14 protein-coding genes and 1 pseudogene are annotated in these 18,536 nt (G+C 40.3%); 11 read left to right on the plus strand and 4 right to left on the minus strand.

Translation table 11 applies throughout. The annotated features are described in order from the left end of the window. Positions 1-181 precede the first annotated feature (181 nt). Entirely contained in the window at positions 182-1,246 is a 1,065-nt protein-coding gene (locus C3420_RS14250) for an OmpW/AlkL family protein (protein WP_103800823.1), read from the minus strand. A gap of 250 nt (positions 1,247-1,496) precedes the next feature. Here C3420_RS14250 and C3420_RS14255 point away from each other — a divergent pair, with 250 nt between their 5' ends. Continuing rightward, positions 1,497-1,676: a hypothetical protein gene (locus C3420_RS14255; protein ID WP_004810533.1), complete on the plus strand. Its 180-nt coding sequence runs from the start codon at positions 1,497-1,499 to the stop codon at positions 1,674-1,676. Between the two features lie 67 nt (positions 1,677-1,743). Here C3420_RS14255 and C3420_RS14260 read toward each other — a convergent pair whose 3' ends face one another. Together C3420_RS14260 and C3420_RS14265 are read right to left on the minus strand one after the other, a co-directional pair. Continuing rightward, positions 1,744-3,195, minus strand: a complete 1,452-nt coding sequence (locus tag C3420_RS14260) for a sensor domain-containing diguanylate cyclase (protein ID WP_048881539.1) — start codon at positions 3,193-3,195, stop codon at positions 1,744-1,746. Between the two features lie 186 nt (positions 3,196-3,381). Further along, positions 3,382-4,170, minus strand: a complete 789-nt coding sequence (locus tag C3420_RS14265) for a hypothetical protein (protein WP_048881538.1) — start codon at positions 4,168-4,170, stop codon at positions 3,382-3,384. Between the two features lie 384 nt (positions 4,171-4,554). On the opposite strand from C3420_RS14265, the gene uvrB reads away from it, so the two are divergent. From uvrB to C3420_RS14295, 6 genes are all read left to right on the plus strand, one after another. After that, a complete protein-coding gene (gene uvrB / locus C3420_RS14270) occupies positions 4,555-6,576 on the plus strand; it encodes an excinuclease ABC subunit UvrB (protein WP_103800824.1) in 2,022 nt (673 codons plus the stop codon). A 152-nt stretch (positions 6,577-6,728) separates the two neighbouring features. Continuing rightward, the gene (locus C3420_RS14275; RefSeq protein WP_103800825.1) at positions 6,729-7,316 is read left to right on the plus strand and encodes a lipocalin family protein; all 588 of its coding nucleotides are present in this window, start codon (positions 6,729-6,731) and stop codon (positions 7,314-7,316) included. A 157-nt stretch (positions 7,317-7,473) separates the two neighbouring features. Further along, entirely contained in the window at positions 7,474-8,412 is a 939-nt protein-coding gene (rarD, locus tag C3420_RS14280; RefSeq protein ID WP_048881536.1) for an EamA family transporter RarD, read from the plus strand. A gap of 109 nt (positions 8,413-8,521) precedes the next feature. Further along, positions 8,522-10,288, plus strand: coding sequence for a hypothetical protein (locus tag C3420_RS14285; protein ID WP_103800826.1), 1,767 nt, complete (start codon positions 8,522-8,524; stop codon positions 10,286-10,288). A gap of 240 nt (positions 10,289-10,528) precedes the next feature. Continuing rightward, positions 10,529-11,986 carry a glyceraldehyde-3-phosphate dehydrogenase gene (locus C3420_RS14290; RefSeq protein ID WP_048881534.1) on the plus strand — a complete coding sequence of 486 codons (1,458 nt, stop codon included), beginning with the start codon at positions 10,529-10,531 and terminating at the stop codon, positions 11,984-11,986. Positions 11,987-12,173: 187 nt separating this feature from the next. Beyond that, positions 12,174-12,548 (plus strand): winged helix-turn-helix transcriptional regulator, encoded by a 375-nt coding sequence (locus tag C3420_RS14295; protein ID WP_004810515.1) that lies wholly within the window; start codon positions 12,174-12,176, stop codon positions 12,546-12,548. Between the two features lie 504 nt (positions 12,549-13,052). Here C3420_RS14295 and C3420_RS14300 read toward each other — a convergent pair. After that, positions 13,053-14,254 (minus strand): annotated as a pseudogene (locus C3420_RS14300) (MFS transporter). 273 nt (positions 14,255-14,527) lie between these two features. Between C3420_RS14300 and cgtA the strand changes: the two are divergent. The 4 genes from cgtA to C3420_RS14320 form a co-directional block, all read left to right on the plus strand. Next, positions 14,528-15,733 (plus strand): Obg family GTPase CgtA, encoded by a 1,206-nt coding sequence (gene cgtA / locus C3420_RS14305; protein ID WP_004894010.1) that lies wholly within the window; start codon positions 14,528-14,530, stop codon positions 15,731-15,733. A gap of 27 nt (positions 15,734-15,760) precedes the next feature. Continuing rightward, positions 15,761-16,894, plus strand: coding sequence for a glutamate 5-kinase (gene proB, locus C3420_RS14310; protein ID WP_048881531.1), 1,134 nt, complete (start codon positions 15,761-15,763; stop codon positions 16,892-16,894). Between the two features lie 171 nt (positions 16,895-17,065). Beyond that, positions 17,066-18,181 (plus strand): tyrosine-type recombinase/integrase, encoded by a 1,116-nt coding sequence (locus C3420_RS14315; protein ID WP_103800827.1) that lies wholly within the window; start codon positions 17,066-17,068, stop codon positions 18,179-18,181. A gap of 20 nt (positions 18,182-18,201) precedes the next feature. Then, positions 18,202-18,536 (plus strand): hypothetical protein (locus tag C3420_RS14320; RefSeq protein ID WP_146048164.1); only part of this gene is annotated, 335 nt, incomplete at its 3' end.

The raw sequence follows: 18,536 nt of genomic DNA on the forward strand, positions 1-18,536 counted from the left end.
GGCTGCTGGCATTGCTGAATAAGTTGATGTTTAAATTCAGCTGTGAAGGTTCGACGGGGCTTTTTTAGCGTTGGTGCACTGTCTATAACTGTCTTTAAATCCATAAATAGGTGTCCACTTAAATTTAAGTGGACACTATCGCGGTATTAATGAGTTAGAAAAAGTGGGGTTCAGCGGACGCTTACATACCAATACCTGCATAGGCCAAGATTGGGTTTACCTCAATATCTGCCTTGGATTCAATTAGTTTGCCGAAGTTATTATCTGTAACTGTGATCGTAGTTTCATTGTTTAAGTGAGCATAAGAGATTGAACCTATCGCAAACCATTTATCATTGAAGTCATAAGTAAAACCTGCAGTGACGACTGGAGCAAAAGCATCTGTTGCTTCAACTTTAACTTTTGGATTAGCGTTTTCATTTGGTGATCCATCTAATGATGCTCCAGCTTTATTATCCAAAATATTAGCAATCATATGACCCGCAGCAATCAGGTCTCTTTCTGTCTGTGGATTAATTTCAAGTTCATTAAAATAAGCATACATGAGGCCTACGCCAATATAAGGACGGAACTTGTTTACGCCAGTTTTACCAAAGTGATACTGGAATTCAAAAGCTGGTGTCCATGCTCGGGCAGAAGCTGCAGGACCATGTGCCTCTAAATCTGTAATAAAAATATCATTGTCTAACTCAATAGAACCGACGATTGGCGAAGCAATTGCACTAAATGGAGCATATATTTTTCCCTTTCCTTGTAAGTCTACTTTAGGTGGAATCCCAGCTTTCATTTCAAAAGAAATATTATCAGTAAAGAAATAATTGGTCATGATGCCTAATGTGGTGACATCATCTGCCTCTAACCCAGTTCCCGGATTACTCCAGTTTTCTAAACCATAAATATTTGCCGTACCACTCATGAACGCTGGCAATGTACTATTTGGATTCACACCATTAATTAAATCAATTAGCCAATTAGCCAAACCTGATGAGTTTTCTGCACGGTTATCAATAACTGCCTGGGACGAGATTTCTCCAACATCAGATTGAATACCTTCATAAGCAGCTGTACTTACTTTAAACGGCTGTGCTTTGCCTTGCGGCATGACATGTAAAGCCCCCACTGAGACTGAAAAACGTTTAAAGCCCTCGGCTTCCATACTGAAATATTTTGAATAGTCGGCCGCCTGAGTGGTGGAAGTAATTCCAATAAGTCCGGTAGCCATACATATAAAAGTTGATTTTTTCATCTTAAAGTTCACTCCATGAAGTTTAAATGACGGATTGTTATAAGTTCAATTTAGATAATTATAGAGTATTTACTCTACTCTAAAATTGCTTAAATTAAGATAAATGGAATACTTGAGACGTTGTTTTTTTAATCAAAAAATGGTAGCAAAATTAAATGAAACATCGTTTGATAACACAATAAAAAGACTTGTTTTTACATCTCGCTCTTTTTTTTTGTACAATAGACTGAGTTATTATTGAGTCAAGCTGATGAGCTCCCCAAATACTCCCAAGAAAAAGCCTTTAGTTAATTTGCCGTTTCCATTGAAGCAAGCTGATCAAGGTGCAACAGATGAGATCTTAGAGGATCTTCGTCCCAAGCCACAACGTTATGCTGATCGAACCTGGATGCCACCACGTGGCACCCGTCGTTCAATGGGAAAACGATAAGTTTTCTAATAAAAAAGCCATGGTTTGACCATGGCTTTTTTATTTATTGCTATTTAAATCATTTAACTTACTGAGAAGCTGGCATTCTGCGGTCATTATTTTGGTAATGGCTTCTTTTCTGATGATACATATCTTGATCGGCACGTTTTAGCATGTCTTCAAGACGTTCATCTGCATAGCTAGTGGCATGTCCAATTGACAGGCTGATTGGCTGATGTGAGTAAAACTGGTTATCAACCACTAAAAGTTCATGCAAACTATTGAGACAATTTTGCAAAGCAGTTTGATCCGCACCAGGTAAAAGGACTACAAATTCATCTCCACCAATTCGAGAGGCAGAATAGGGCGTATGTTGAATAAGTTGATTCAGGATGTTACCTACGCGACGTAACTGGTTGTCTCCAGCATCGTGTCCAAGGTAGTCATTTAATTCTTTGAGTCCATTGAGATCCATAAAAATACAGGATACTGGGCGTAGTAAATTACGCTCCAGACGGTTTAGTTCCTGCATGTAAAATGAACGGTTACATAGTTGGGTTAAGACATCATGTCTGCCTAAATATTCCAGATAATGTTCAGCTTTTTTACGTGCGGTAATATCTGTCAGGGCGATCTGAACAATACTCCAGTCATGGAGGTAATCAGGGAATACGGTAAATTGAAGCAGGACATGACGGATACTGCCATCCAGTGCATAGTTTACGGCTTCACGCTGATGATGCAGATTACCATTCCAAAGCTCAATAATTTGTTCTTTAAAGGTCTGTACCATTTCTTTCGCAAAGACTTTATGTACATTCTTTAATAGAGCATCTTTGGTTGAGGCGCCGAACAGATCGAGAGTGGCCTGATTGACATCAATGATTCTAATCTCTCTAATGCATTCATAAATAAAATCATGATGTACATCCAGAAAAGTCTGAAAATCTTCAATTCCTAAATCACGTAAATGATCTAGTTTAATTTTAATATGGCTAAAATCCTCGATCCATAATGAAGCCGGTGAATAAATAAAACGAGCTTCAGCCAGATGGCGATTTTGTTCTTCTAAACGACGAGCTTGTGTATAAGCAGTGATGTCTTCAGTAGTAATCAAGAGTAGGGAGAGATCATGCTCATGTTGTGGCAGGACAATTCCTTTCAGCTGAATATCCAGACGTTGACCAGTCAAGGTATAGTTTACTGCTGAATGGGAAAATTGGGTGTCTCCATTCCATAAAGCGACGAGTTCGTGGATGTGGGATTTGCTCATATCCTCTTTGAACACGAGATCCAAATTTTGACTTAGATGGTTAAAGTCATCTGCCTGATAAAGTTCTAGTGTTTTAGGATTGACCTTAAGCAGTTTAATTTTTTTCGCACATTCTAAAATACGTGATTCGTCTTCTTGCAAAAAAGTGAGTAAATCCTGCACCCCTTGAGCACGCCAGAGATCAAATTGTTTTTTTACCTCACTAAAATCTTCAAGCCACATGGCAATAGGAGATAGTTCAAAAATTGGAGAATCCAGCATGTTCATTCAAGCAGCTCAATTTTATTATTTAATTTAATGAGGCAAGTATAAGACCAAAAAAATGATTTTAGAATAATGTGATAATTAAATATTTATCTTGAAATTGAATGCTATTTTTATTAGATCACCTTTTATATTTCACAATAAAAAAGCCAATTCAGGAATTGGCTTTGATTGACAATAATTCTGAAATTAAAGAGGGTTTCTACGTGCTTTATTTTCAGGTTTTGGTGGCGCGATTTCACGCTTACCATGCCAGACATCTGAAAAATCCTGTTCATTAATATTATATAGTTCGAGCAGTGCCAGAATCACACCACCAAAGACCATTGGACCTTCAGAATTGTTCTGGAAATCGAAAACCTTACCATTCAAATTATGCAGAATGTCCTGAATCTCAAAAACACGATCACGGCCATTACTATCTGTTGGATACATTTGGGTATTCAGTAAAATTTTAGCCAGGCTTTTTTCACTATCGGTCACTGCAAGCACTTCGATCAGTTCATCGGTGGGGTCAGCAAAAATGATAGAGTCACGGAAAATGGTTTTAAGGAATTTTTCATTCAATTTCGGAAGCGGTTTTTCTACAAACGGGCGAAAAGATTGCGGGAAAATCACATTATGTGAAATCCCCTTAAACATAGGCGCAATTTCTTCTACTTTATAACCTGCAATGCCGCAGCCGACCGAGGTCAGGAAATACTTATTTTTCGGATGATTCTTGGTATAAATTTTAAAGTCATCGATATAATGCTGAATCTGTGACAACGGCATTTGTTGCAAATGCTCATTCATTGTAGGAATAGCATAGCTTTGACCAGACCAGCCACGACCAACCCCTTCTACAGCACCAAAGTGCTCAAGCGCTGTTCTTGCGGCACCGCCTGCATGCAGCCCTGCCATATTGCTGCCAAATACGAATACAGTATTTTCTGGCAAGGATTTGACGATGCTTTCATCATGGTATTGGTAAGTCATGGCTTTTGATTCGATATCCTTATTGGTTTCATGTTGCCTTTGAAATTGCTAGGGGTCAAGGCAAATTGTATCTATAAGAAAGCAAAAGTCTCAAGAGAAATTAGAACTTTATGTAACTGAGTTTTAGCTATCTTCATAGAGATGTTTAAAGTGCCACTTGTTTGAGTTCTTAAATATTATTAGCTAATTTTTAAATAAATATTTTTGAAATTTAATAAAATATTCAAAGCGGACAAGATGAGATGGAACTGTTTTGTAATCATTCTATTAAGTTACTTATAGACTTCAATTTTTACCAAATAGACACCTGTTTAGGCATTGAGTAATTCAGATTTAACCCCATAATTAGAACAACAAAATATTGCCAGTGAATTGCCGCAAATTATGTCTGATAAAACCCCTTTCGATTTAGTGACCAGCTATCAACCTGCTGGCGATCAGCCACAAGCCATTGAAAAACTGGTTCAGGGAATTGAACGGGGCTATAAGAATCAGTTATTGCTAGGCGTGACAGGGTCCGGTAAGACCTACACTATGGCCAATGTAATTGCGCGGACGCAACGCCCGACCATTGTCATGGCACATAACAAAACCTTGGCAGCACAGCTCTATGGCGAATTTAAGGCATTCTTCCCGAATAATGCGGTGGAATATTTCGTTAGTTACTATGATTATTATCAGCCTGAAGCCTATGTGCCATCTTCCGATACTTTTATCGAGAAAGATTCAGCAATTAATGATCATATTGACCAGATGCGGTTATCCGCAACACGTGCTTTATTAGAACGCCGTGATGCCATTATTGTTGCTTCAGTTTCTGCAATCTACGGTTTGGGTGATCCGAATGCCTACATGAGCATGTTGCTGCATGTGGTGGAAGGGGATCGTATTGGTCGGGATGACATTATTCGCCGTCTGGTCGAGATGCAATATACCCGCAATGAACTGGAGTTCCTGCGCGGTACCTATCGTATTCGCGGTGAAATTATTGATATTTTCCCTGCCGAATCGGACCAGAATGCGATCCGTATCGAACTGTTTGATGATGAGGTAGATTCGATCCGCTGGTTTGATCCATTGACTGGCAAAATGATCCGCAAAGTACCGCGTGTGACAATTTATCCAAAAAGTCATTATGTTACACCAAAGGATAATCTGACCCGTGCCATTGAAACCATCCGGGAAGAGTTAAAAGAGCGTCTGGTGTTTTTCCGTGAAAATGACAAATTATTAGAAGCACAGCGTATCGAACAGCGTACCCGTTATGATCTGGAAATGATGCAGCAACTGGGCTATACCAATGGCATCGAAAACTATTCACGTCATTTATCTGGCCGTCCCTCAGGTGAAGCACCGCCAACATTGTTCGATTATGTACCTGATGATGCCTTGCTGATTATTGATGAATCACATGTAACCGTTCCACAGATTGGTGCGATGTATAAGGGTGACCGTTCACGTAAGGAAAATCTGGTGAATTATGGTTTCCGTTTGCCGAGTGCACTGGATAACCGTCCAATGAAATTTGAGGAATGGGAGCGTATTGTTCCAACCACGGTTTATGTCAGTGCAACGCCAGCACGATATGAACTGGAAAAGTCAGAACAGATTGTAGAGCAGGTGGTGCGTCCGACAGGATTGGTCGATCCTGAAATTGAAATCCGTCCAGTGCTGACCCAGGTCGATGATGTATTGTCCGAAATCAATATCCGCAAAGATCTGAATGAACGTGTACTGGTGACGACATTAACCAAGCGTATGGCAGAAGACCTGACTTCATATTTGAAAGAATATGGCGTAAAGGTAGCCTACTTGCACTCAGATATCGACACCGTAGAGCGGGTAAAAATTATTCATGAATTGCGTACCGGTATTTACGATGTGCTGGTCGGGATTAACCTGTTACGTGAAGGTCTGGATATGCCAGAAGTGTCCTTGGTAGCGATTCTGGATGCAGATAAAGAAGGTTTCCTGCGTTCCGAACGTTCGCTGATTCAGACCATTGGTCGTGCTGCACGTAACTTGAAAGGTAAAGCAATTCTTTATGCGGACCGGATTACGGACTCCATGCAAAAAGCAATTGATGAAACGGATCGTCGTCGTACCAAACAAATTCAGTTTAATGAAGAGCATGGTATTGTCCCACGCAGTGCCGTACGTCAGGTGATCAAGGAAATCGATACTGGAGAGGTGCTCGATGATGACCAATTTGATGAACGTATCTCAGATCAGGCTAAAGCTTTAAGTGCGGATGAGCGGCATCTGCTGGCAGATCCAAAACTGTTTGCAAAGCATATGACTAAACTTGAAAAAGAGATGCTGAAAGCTTCTAAAGAACTGCAGTTTGAACAGGCAGCGCGTTTGCGTGATGAAATTCTACGCTTGAAGGCTCAGATGCTGAGTTAAGCAACTGATCTGCCTATGATTAGTTGTGTAAAACTAATCATAAATCTTACATATCGATACACAATCATTCACACGATGACGTTATTGTTGTTACAGATAAAATTTTACAAAAACATGTGGTCCACTCATCTGTGTGAATGAAAGGATACTTTATGACAACTAAGAATTTTTCTCAGGCAAGTCTAAAAATTGCCAAAATTGCGATTGGTAGTGCTGTTCTTCTGGGTTTGGGCGCTACGACCATGGCATATGCGCAAAAACAGTCATTACCGACTGTGGAAAAAGTTGAACTGGACCGTTATTTGGGTATATGGTACGAAGTGGCGCGTAAGCCTTTATATTTTCAGAATAAGTGTAACCGTGATGTCACAGCAACGTATACTTTGAATGAAAATGGCAATATCGTGGTTGATAACCGCTGTATTAAAAAAGATGGTGAACAAACCCAGTCAGGGGGTGAGGCATTTGTGCAAAATCCACCCCAAAATACCAAATTAAAAGTCAGTTTCTTGCCAGACTTCATTCGCTGGATTCCTGTCGGACGTGGCGATTATTGGGTCTTGAAACTGGATGAAAACTATCAAACCGTTCTGGTCGGTGAGCCTAAACGTAAATATATGTGGATACTCTCACGTGACCCGCAGTTGGATAAAAATGTAGTGAATGAATATTTACAATACGCACAGTCAGTCGGTTATGACCTGAGTGATGTGATTCACACCAAACAAACTGCGCGCTAAACTCAGTTTATCCTCAAACCATGCTTCGGCATGGTTTTTTTATATTTATACAATCAGAAGCTACACCTTGAAAATTTATCATTCGATCAAAGAATAGAGACAAGTATTCTTGAAGACATCCCGATATAATGCGCGCAAAGAGATTTTGGGGTAGTGAATGTATAAAGGGATCGCGCTGTCAGTGCTGGCGTCACTGGTTTTTGGTGTGCTTTATATTTTCACGCCTTTTCTGCAGCCACTAGACAGTGAGCAAACCTTTGCATGGCGTATGTTGGCGACCCTCCCGTTTCTGACGGCGTTTATGTGGTGGTCAGGTGATCTCAATCATATCAGCAGTATTTTTAAGCGAATTCTACAGCAGCCGACGTTTCTGATCTGGTTAATTATTAGCTCTTTACTTTGTACAACCCAACTCTGGTTATTCTTATGGGGGCCGATTAATGGTCGCGGCCTGCAAGTGTCGCTGGGTTATTTCCTGTTGCCTTTGGTGATGGTTCTGGTTGGCTGTGTGCTCTATAAAGAAAAATTGTCTGCCTGGCAGATGGCGGCGGTGGTTTGTGCGGTACTGGGCGTGGGACATGAAATCTGGCGGATTGGTTTTATTGCCTGGGAAACGGTCTATGTGGCTTTGGCTTATCCACTGTATTTCTTCCTGCGCCGTCGCTTTGGTACGGATCACTTGGGTGGATTCTGGTGGGACTTGTGTCTGATTCTGCCAGTGGCTTTCTATCTGGGCTTTGTACATAGCGATTCTCTCAAGCTAATGGTCAATTTCCCTCATCTCATCTTGGCAGTGTTGGGTTTGGGTTTCTTAAGTGCTTTAGGCTTAGGTAGTTATATTCTGGCAAGCCGTTATCTGCCTTTTGTGATTTTTGGTCTGCTGAGCTATCTGGAGCCAGTGTTACTGGCTTTTGCCTCGATGGCACTCGGAGAACGGGTGGAATCTGGAGAATGGCTGACCTATATCCCGATTTGGTTGGCAGTGATGGTGCTGATTGTGGAAGGAATATTGCATTTAAAACAGCAGCAGTTGAAAAAAGATGAACTTGAAAAAAAAGCTGAAACGTTGGAAAAATTCAAAAAAAATAATGAATAATGCTATTTGCATAAGTGTGATATTCGTCAGATAATTTTGACGTAAATGTTATCTAATTCATGTACCATTTTGTTTAAAAGAATGTTCGTTATATTTAAAGGGGATAAACATGTCACAGATTGCGATTCCATATCAGTTACGTGCACGTTTATCCCAACTGGAACCGAGCCTCGATTTAGAATGGGAGCGGGAGCTTAAAGCCGTTCTGGCAGATATCTCGCCTGAGCTCAAGGAAAGTATCGATTTTCAGATTTTAAAGCCAAAAAGAATTCTCTGGGATCAGGAAACCAATCAATACCGTTATCAGGCTTATCATTCGGTAGAAGCTTTAAGCCAAAAATTTCTGAATGACCGGATGCGTTATTATGCCAGCACGTTCGGTCTCTCTTTGAAAAGCCTGCTCGGGTTAAATGACAGCTTGCAAGTTGCAGACTACCTGGAAAACGTACTCGAGCAGATTGATAAAATTGAAGTCAATGAAAACTTCCAGATGCAGCGTGAAAAGCTGGAACTACGTCGTACTTTCTTGTTGAATGCTGCTGAAATTATTCGTGGTCTTCAATTACAGCCGGTCGAAGGCGTACGTAAGCTCACTGAACAGCAGGTTAAATGCTTCATTATTGAAGTGTTTATCAAGCAACAGTTGTTGGGCTACTGGTATAAACCTTTATTAAAAAAACAGACTGCGGAAATGCAACATCCGCTATTCCGTTATTTTCTGATTAAAGAACAGCAAATCCGTCATTTTGATATTGTCCGCACTTCACAGTTTTTATTTATCGTTGCGCCTGTGATGGATGTACAACAAAACCCGTATTCTATTCGTCGCTTCCTCATAGAAGAAAAAGGTGCATTAGAAGATCAAGTTTATCTGAATATTCTGGTTCTGGATCTGAAAGAGGATATGAATGAAGAGGTAGTAGAGACACTGAAATCCCAGATGCAGCGAATGGTAACCTTGCAAAGCCAGATCCATCTGGACGTCAGGGACATTGTGCATAATCTGGAGCAGGTCTCTGAACTAAAGTTATTGTCTCTGCTGGTCGAGCCGGTTCAAGTGGTGGAAAAGAATGCCGATGTTGTGGCGCAACGCCATTTGAAGCAGTTGGAGGAAATTTTGACGCGGGAATTGCTGCTGCCAATGCGGGATGCGATTCGTGATCATTTATCGCATATTGAAGAGTTTGCTTATCTCTATTTGCATGTACATAAAATCTTTACTGAAATTTTAGCCTATTACCGGGACTTCAAAGCTCAGCCAGGATTTATGTTTAATTCCTATATCCAGAATTTCGAATATAAGTTATTGGCATTTATCCGTTTGCTGGAAAAGCGTAAGGGTGAAACCTTTATTCCGATGAACCGGAATGAATGGCAGGTAATGCATCAGCGTTCCGAGCAGCCGATTAAAGATATTCAAACCACGATTGCCGATAATGTGCAGCAATATCGGGATCTGAAAAAATATATCAATACGCTGAACCGTCAGAAAGCCGAATATGAAAAAAAATCCATGCTGAAAAAGCTTTGGCGTAAAGATAATTCAGATGAGGCAATAGAAATAGCACTGAATAAATTGCAGCAGTTAAAACGTAGCATGTTCCTGGAAATTATTCAGGTGCCAAGAACCCATGAAAACAGCAGTGTATTTCTAGAATTTGAAAGTTTGCAAAGTTTCCAGAAAGTTGAGCGTCACTATGCCTTTCCTTGTGGGGATAATGGTCTCACCCGGTTACCTGTACTGATTCATTTGCCAGAAACTTATGATGATTTTGATGTGGAAAACTTTAATGCTTCTATGAGTCTGGATATGAATTTTTCAGCAGGCAGCAGGCTGCAACTGGATCATGAAAATGCAGTTAACTTCGAGATTTAGATTTGTGTGAATAAACAACATTTAACAAAAATCTGGTTTAGAGCTTGAAAAATGTTATTTTTCGACTTTTAAATGCAAAATCATCTGACTAATTACAACTATTTTCAAAATTTATAGTGAATATAGGTCTTTTTCCTCAGCACTTTGGCAGCTTTTGATTCAAACTTGCTGCCAATTCCATTACAATTATGGGGTTTTGAAATTTATGCTTAGATTTACAATTAATTAGAGGACGTATCTGTGAGCAAAGACACTATCGTTGCCCTCCATGCAGAGCACCAAGGTCGCTGGAAAAACCGTGAAGAACTCGCGGAGCGTATGATTGCCCTAGTAGGTCAGTTATATCGTGAAAAAAATATCGTAGCTACAGTTTACGGTCGCTCTTTAATTAACCGTTCTGTAATCCAGATCCTTAAAGCGCATCGTCGTACTCGCGTATTGGACGTTGAGCTTTCTGTTGTAGACACTTTCCCAATCCTTGAAGCATTGGCGAAAATTGAAAACATCGGTACTGCTGAAATTGATCTAGGCAAACTTGCTGTTGAATTCAAAGCAAAAGGTGGTGATGTTAACGCATTCGTTGCTGACGCTGTGAAATCTCTTGAAGGCAATGCAACTTCAGTTGAAGGTAAGGACGTTGTACTTTACGGTTTTGGTCGTATCGGCCGTATTCTTGCACGTTTGATGATCAGCCAGTCAGGTCTAGGCCGTGGCTTGAACCTGAAAGCAATCGTGGTTCGTAAATCATCTGACGGTGACTTGGAAAAACGTGCGTCATTATTACGTCGTGACTCAATCCATGGTCCATTCGCTGGTACGATCTCTGTAGATGAAGAAAACGAAGCAATCATTGCAAACGGTCAGTTCATCAAAGTGATCTATGCATCTAATCCATCTGAAGTGGATTACACTGCATACGGTATCGAAAATGCACTAGTAATCGACAACACGGGTAAATGGCGTGATGCTGAAGGTCTTGCTCAACACCTGAAATGCCCGGGCGCTGCGCGTGTCATTCTGACTGCACCTGGTAAAGGTGACATGAAGAACGTTGTATATGGCGTAAACCAGGCTGACATCCTTGATGAAGACAAAATCATCTCTGCAGCAAGCTGTACAACGAACGCGATCACTCCAACACTGAAAGTGTTAAACGACAAATACACAGTGATCAATGGTCATGTTGAAACAGTTCACTCGTTCACGAACGACCAGAACCTGATCGACAATTACCACAAAGCTGATCGTCGTGGCCGTGCTGCTACACTGAACATGGTAATTACTGAAACTGGTGCTGCTAAGGCTGTTGCAAAAGCGCTTCCAGTACTTCAAGGTAAACTGACAGGTAATTCTGTACGTGTACCTACACCAAACGTATCTCTTGCGATTCTTAACCTGACTTTGGGTCAAGAAGTTGATCGTGACGAAGTGAATGAATACATTCGCCAAATCTCTATCAATTCTAACCTTCAAGGTCAAATCGGTTATACCAACTCGACTGAAGTGGTATCTTCTGACTTTATTGGTTCACGTACTGCAGGTGTATTCGACGCGCAAGCGACAATCACTTCAGGCAACCGCCTAACTGCTTATGTTTGGTACGATAACGAAGTGGGTTATAGCTGCCAAGTATTACGTATCGCTGAACAAATGGGCGGCGTAAGCTATCCAAAAGTTCCTGCTGAAACTAATGCATAATTAGTATTGAGCTGAAAAAAGGGCCTCATTTGAGGCTCTTTTTTTTATTGCACGTTTTTTAGTTTAATTTTTGGATTGAAATAGAATATTAATTTGAAAAATCACCTTGCTGATGAATTCTTGATCTGATAGCTTTCTAAACGAAAGTACATGCTAAAAAGTAAGTTTTTAAATTAAGAGAAATATTATGTCAGCTTATGAAACCAGTAAACTACTGGGTCAGGTTTTATCAACGGAATGTCCTTCACGTGAAATACTGGAACACTTAGCCAATAAATGGTCGATTCTGGTGTTACGTTGCTTAAGTGATGGCGTACATCGTTTCAGTGAGCTGAAACAGCGCATTGAAGGGGTGAGTGAAAAGATGCTGGCCCAGACTTTAAAAATGCTGGAGCAGGACGGGTTCATTTTAAGAACAGTCTATCCTGTCGTACCACCAAAAGTAGAATATCAGTTGACCATTACTGGTTCACAGGCCGCAGAAAAAATAAATTATCTGATTGGCTGGTTAGAGCGTAGTCTGCCGGAGATTTTAGAAAATAAAGAACGTGTTGCAAAATAGAAGCTAAATTGCTTTTGAGGAAGCAATAAATGAAAAAGTCAGAAAATTTGGTTGCTACTTTAATTGGCGATCTATTGGATTTTATGTGCGATCACTATTGCTCTTTATGCGCTGATACAAAGGTTTGTAGAAGATAAGTCTACTGCAAAAAAAATCTTTTGATTTGGTCGGCGACAATGTTTGCACCTATAGCGGTGTTGATGATTTATACAAGTTGGGAAAAACAAAAAAGTACAGAGCTTATATTTCAACAATATAAATATATTGATGTCAATTAATTAAAGTCAAGACTAAATATAATATATTGAAAAATATGGTCTTAGTTGGCGATGACAATTATGACCATTTAAAAAAGACAACTTCATCTATTTGACGATGATTGTATTTTTCTAAAAAAGAGTGTTTGGTTTTAAAAGAGCTGATAAGTGACGAAAGCGGTAAAAAGGAATTAAAAAAATTAATAAATTTCCCTCTCCTTAAAGCAGAGGGTTAAGGAGAGGTCAATTAAGATGAAATTTTTGTCTCAAGCCTCTTCCTGAAATCCCACCGATCAATCAGTAAAATTCCAATCGAGAAAATAAAGCCAAGTACCACGCAACCGATCCACTCAAAATGCTCCCAGGCATAGACTGTACCCAGTGAACCCAAAGCTGCGCCGCTAAAATAAATGGTCATATACACGGCATTAATCCGTGAACGTGATTTTAAATCAATCCGATAAACCAGATTCTGATTTAATACATGGAATGCGCTCAGGCCAAAATAAGCCATCAATACGCCAATCGCATAGATCACAATATTCTGCTGGGCAAAATATAAGGGCAGTGTAGAGCTGAGCATTAAAGCAATACATAGCTTGGCGACCAGATTTTCTCTGCCTTGTCCTACGGTTTTGCCTGACCAGCTTGATGAATAAATTCCGATGATCCCTAATAAGCCGAACAGGCCAATTTCAAAATCAGTGAAATGGTAAGGTGTGCTACCTAGTACGAAGGTCATGGAAGTAAAGACCATAGATAGAATACCGAAGCCTAAAGCACCTGCGCAGGCACGACGAATCAGATGCGGGTTCTGCTTAGCGATGACAAATAAAGAGCGATAAATACTGCCAATGGTCAAACCCGCCTGGGGTTGAGTATCTGGTAGTTTTTTCCACATGAGAGTGGCAAAAAGCAAGGTAATGATTCCACTAGAGAAGTAACACCTTCCCAAGACCAATAGGTCGAAACAAAGCCAGCAAAAGTCCGCGATAGGATGATACCCATCACCAAGCCACTCATCAGTTTACCAACAATGGTAGCAATGGATTCAGGTGGACTAATCGTAGAAGCAAAAGGAATTAAAACCTGCGCCGAGATTGCGCCAAACGTCGCACATAAGGTAAACACATAAAGCGTTGATAAAGTCGTGCTGAATGAAAGCAGAATCTGTGAAATGGCTGCAAAGACCATCAGACTGACCACTAGCTTGCGTTTATTCAGAAAATCTCCCAATGGTACTAACAGCATTAAGCCCAGTACGTATCCAATCTGGGCGATCACTACCGTTAAGCCAGCCTGACTGGTTGTAATTCCTAAACTTTCCTCGATTGAATAGATTAAGGGGTGATTAAAATAAGCTGATCCAGCACAGAGACCACATGCCATTGCCATAAGTAATACAAATTGTGATGACAATGGGCTGACAGAATTCTTTTCTGTAGTCATAGCTATACCATGGGCTCTTTTTCGACGTTGAGCACTATAGGCAGCTCGATGCCAAATCAGAAATAATAAAAAACGATCAATTAAGCTTTAAAAACTATATTTTGAATTTTTATAGGTCTGAATATTTTTCAGACTGTTTTGTATTTTGAGACAAGCTGAATGAAATTACCCTTGAAATGAGTGATCTTCATGGAATAGTGCATAAATGTAGTCGAGAAATGCTTTAAAATATGGCAGAATAGGCGGTTTTAAAGTTTTTAGAGGATTGGCAATATGCGCTTTGTTGATGAAGCAGTCATTACCGTAGAGGCTGGCGACGGTGGCAATGGCGTAGCCAGTTTTCGCCGTGAAAAGTTCGTACCATTTGGTGGTCCAGATGGTGGTGATGGTGGTCGTGGCGGCAGCATTTATGTTCAGGCTGACGACGACACGAGTACCCTTGTAGATTATCGTTATACCCGTAGATTTCGCGCTGAACGTGGTAAAAACGGTGCTGGCGCAAACTGTGCTGGTCGTGGTGGCGAATCAGTTATTTTAAAAGTTCCTGTAGGAACAACTATTGTAGATAGTGAGTCTGGCGACATTATTGGTGACCTGATCGAAGACGGTCAAAAGGTATTGGTTGCTCAAGGTGGTGATGGCGGTTTGGGTAATACCCACTTCAAATCGTCGACTAACCGTTCTCCACGTAAGTGTACTCATGGTGTTAAAGGTGAATTCCGTGAAATCCGTCTGGAGCTAAAAGTGCTTGCAGACGTTGGTTTACTGGGTATGCCTAATGCAGGTAAATCAACCTTTATCCGTGCAGTATCCGCTGCAAAACCGAAAGTGGCAGATTATCCATTTACCACAATGATGCCAAATCTGGGCGTTGTAGATGCAGATCGTTACCGTTCATTTGTGATGGCTGATATTCCAGGTCTGATCGAAGGTGCTGCTGAAGGTGCGGGTCTGGGTATTCGCTTCCTGAAACACTTGGCACGTACACGCATTTTGCTACACATTGTCGATGTACAACCGATTGATGGTTCAGATCCTGCTTACAATGCCAAAGCAATTATCGCAGAGCTTGAGAAATTCTCGCCAACGCTCTCTAAATTGCCTGTGGTATTGGTTCTGAACAAGGTTGACCAGTTAGCAGAAGAAACACGTGACGAATGGTGTAACCACATTCTTGAAGAATTACAGTGGGAAGGCCCTGTCTTTAAAACTTCTGGCTTAACGGCAGAAGGGACGAAAGACGTTGTGTACTACCTGATGGATCAAATCGAACAACAACGCGAACGTGAAGTTGAAGATCCAGAATATGCAGCAGAAATGAAAGCATTCCGTGATCAGCTGGAAGCTGAAACACGTGAACAAACGATTGCTGCGAAAGAAGCTTATCGTGAAATGCGTCGCGCTCAACGTCTGGGTGGCGATGACTTTGATGATGAAGATGATGACGACAGCGACGTAGAAGTATATTACGTACGTTAATCTTTTAAAGATAAGTCTGAGGACAAGATGATAGAAGTGGTAGATGGGCAACGTCAGCTCAAGGGTTGTAAACGAATCGTTGTTAAAATCGGATCATCTTTACTCACAGCAAACGGGCAAGGTTTAGATTTAGATGCCATCTCGCACTGGGCGGGACAAATCGCAGATCTACACAATGCAGGACACGAGATTATTCTGGTGTCATCAGGTGCTGTGGCTGAAGGTATGGTTCGAATGAAACTAGAGAATCGACCCACCGATCTACCCAGTCTTCAGGCTTGCGCTGCCATTGGTCAGATGGGGCTTATTCATACCTGGTCAAGCGTGCTGGATAAACACCAGATTCAGACTGCTCAGGTACTGTTAACCCATGATGACCTGGCAGATCGTCGCCGCTATCTCAATTCATGTGATGCCTTGCAGCACCTGATTGAATGGCGCGTGATTCCGGTGATTAATGAGAATGACACCGTTTCGACGGATGAAATCCGTTTTGGTGATAATGATACCTTGGCTGCCATGGTAGCAGGTCAGGTGCATGCGGATCTGCTGATTATCCTGACCGATCAGGAAGGTATGTTTGACTCGGACCCACGTTCTAATCCGGATGCTAAACTGTTCCATACCGTACGTGCGATGGATGAGAGTCTATTTGATATGGCTGGCGGTGGTGGCAAATTTGGTCGTGGCGGCATGCTGACCAAAGTCCGCGCTGCACGTCTGGCTGCGAAGTCGGGTTGTCCAACGCTGATTGCCAGTGGTGACAGTGACTGCGTTTTATCGCGTCTTATGACGGGTGAAATGTTGGGCACTTTATTCATCACTGATGATGATCGTGTTACTGCACATCAGCAATGGCTGGCAGCGCATTTGCAAACGGCAGGTCGTCTGGTGATTGATGATGGTGCTGTTAAGGCCATTAAAGAAAATCACCGCAGTCTGTTGCCGGTAGGCGTTAAAGCAGTTGAAGGTCATTTCGAGCGTGGTGATGTGGTGGAATGTGTCGATACACAAGGTCACCGTATTGCGGTCGGACGTGTGAACTTTAGTTCACGTTCAGCTGAGATCGTCAAAGGTCTAGCATCAGACAAAGTGCATCAAGTACTCGGTGAAGCCCGTTCATTGGAAATGATTCACCGCAATCATATGGCGATTTATTAAGTGTAACAAGCAATTACAATGAATATGGTATTTCTATTTATTATTTATTTAATCAAATAGATATGATGATATTCAGAGATGCGTAATTACTTGGAATAACGTTGAAATACTACTTATTAGGAGGTTAAACTGGAGGTTACTGGTTTAACCTTTTTTAATGGGGAAGTATCAATGTTGACACAATTACAAATAAAAGCATTGAAGCCTAGAGATAAGCTCTACAAGATTTGTGATGGCGATATGCTATATATCTTTACTTCCCCGACAGGTAAACAAACTTGGAAAGTTTTATATACTTTTGAACATAAGAAAGGAACTGTAACTCTTGGACCTTATCCGGCTATTTCAATCCAAGAAGCAAGATTAATGAGGGATGCAATCAAAGCTCAACTTGTAAAAGGTAATACACCTAGTGAATTAAATAAAAAAGCTAAAAAAGAAAAACTAGAAAGTATAACTTTAGAGGAACTATTACAGGAATATTTGGTGGTAGTTACACCTACACATAAAGGGGCAAAACAAGAGAAAAGTGTAATTAAGAGCTATATTAGAGACTTTCCAAAATTGATGAAAAAGATGGTTAAAGATATAGATTCAGGAGATATAGATGAGTTTAGAGATATAAGATTAGAAAAAGTGTCTCGTTCAACTGTAGCTAGAGACCTAGGTGTTTTAGGAGGGGTATTTAGATATGCTATTGAAAAGAAAAAAATTATAAAAGAATCCCCTTTAAGAGCTGTTTCGAAACCCAGGAAATTTAAACATAGGGATAGAAGAATAACAGAACAAGAAGTTGCCCAAATTCTAGAAGAATTTAAATATCAACCAATATTTACACCTTTAAATAAAAAGCAACAAACAGCTTGGGCTTTCTTATTTGCAATTGAAACTGCAATGAGAGCAGGTGAAATTGTGACAATGAAATGGGAATATGTCTTCGAAGATTATGTCCATTTACCAGATACAAAAAATGATGATTCTCGAAATGTTCCTCTTTCAAGTAAAGCAAAAGAACTTTTAGATCTAATGAAAGGAGTGAATAATGAATATGTATGTACATTAATGAATTCTAATACTCTTTCACAATATTTTTGGCAGATAGTAACGGAAAAGCTAAAAATTGAAGACTTAAGGTTTCATGATACGAGGCATGAAGCTACAACCAGATTAGCACAAAAACTACCTATACAAGACTTAGCGAAAGTCACAGGTCATAAAGATCTAAAAACTTTAATGCGTTATTACAACCCTACAGCTTCGGAACTTGCTATAAAGATTAATAGTTAAATATTAAAGGAAATTATAAATTGTCTAATGAAAATTCAATTGATATTAAAATGCTCTCACATACTTGTGTGTTTGAACTGAAAAAAACTTTAGATCTTTTTAGCGCTGATGAGCAAATTTGGAAGGAATTAAATCATATTCATGTTTTAGGTCTATCGCTAGATTTCAAAGAACTTTTAAGTAAAGTAGATGAACAATTTAAAAATCTGGGAATGAATTTATTTGTCAACTTTGAAAATCTTTCTGCTGAAAGAAATGATGGAGTTGAATATGCAAAACTTAGTATTTTTATTAGCTCAATGATAATCGCATATATACAAGAAAATAAAATAGATGCTAATTACTTGATAAATGA

It is taken from the genome of Acinetobacter sp. ACNIH3 (genome assembly GCF_002918965.1).
Taxonomy (GTDB): Bacteria; Pseudomonadota; Gammaproteobacteria; order Pseudomonadales; family Moraxellaceae; genus Acinetobacter; species Acinetobacter schindleri.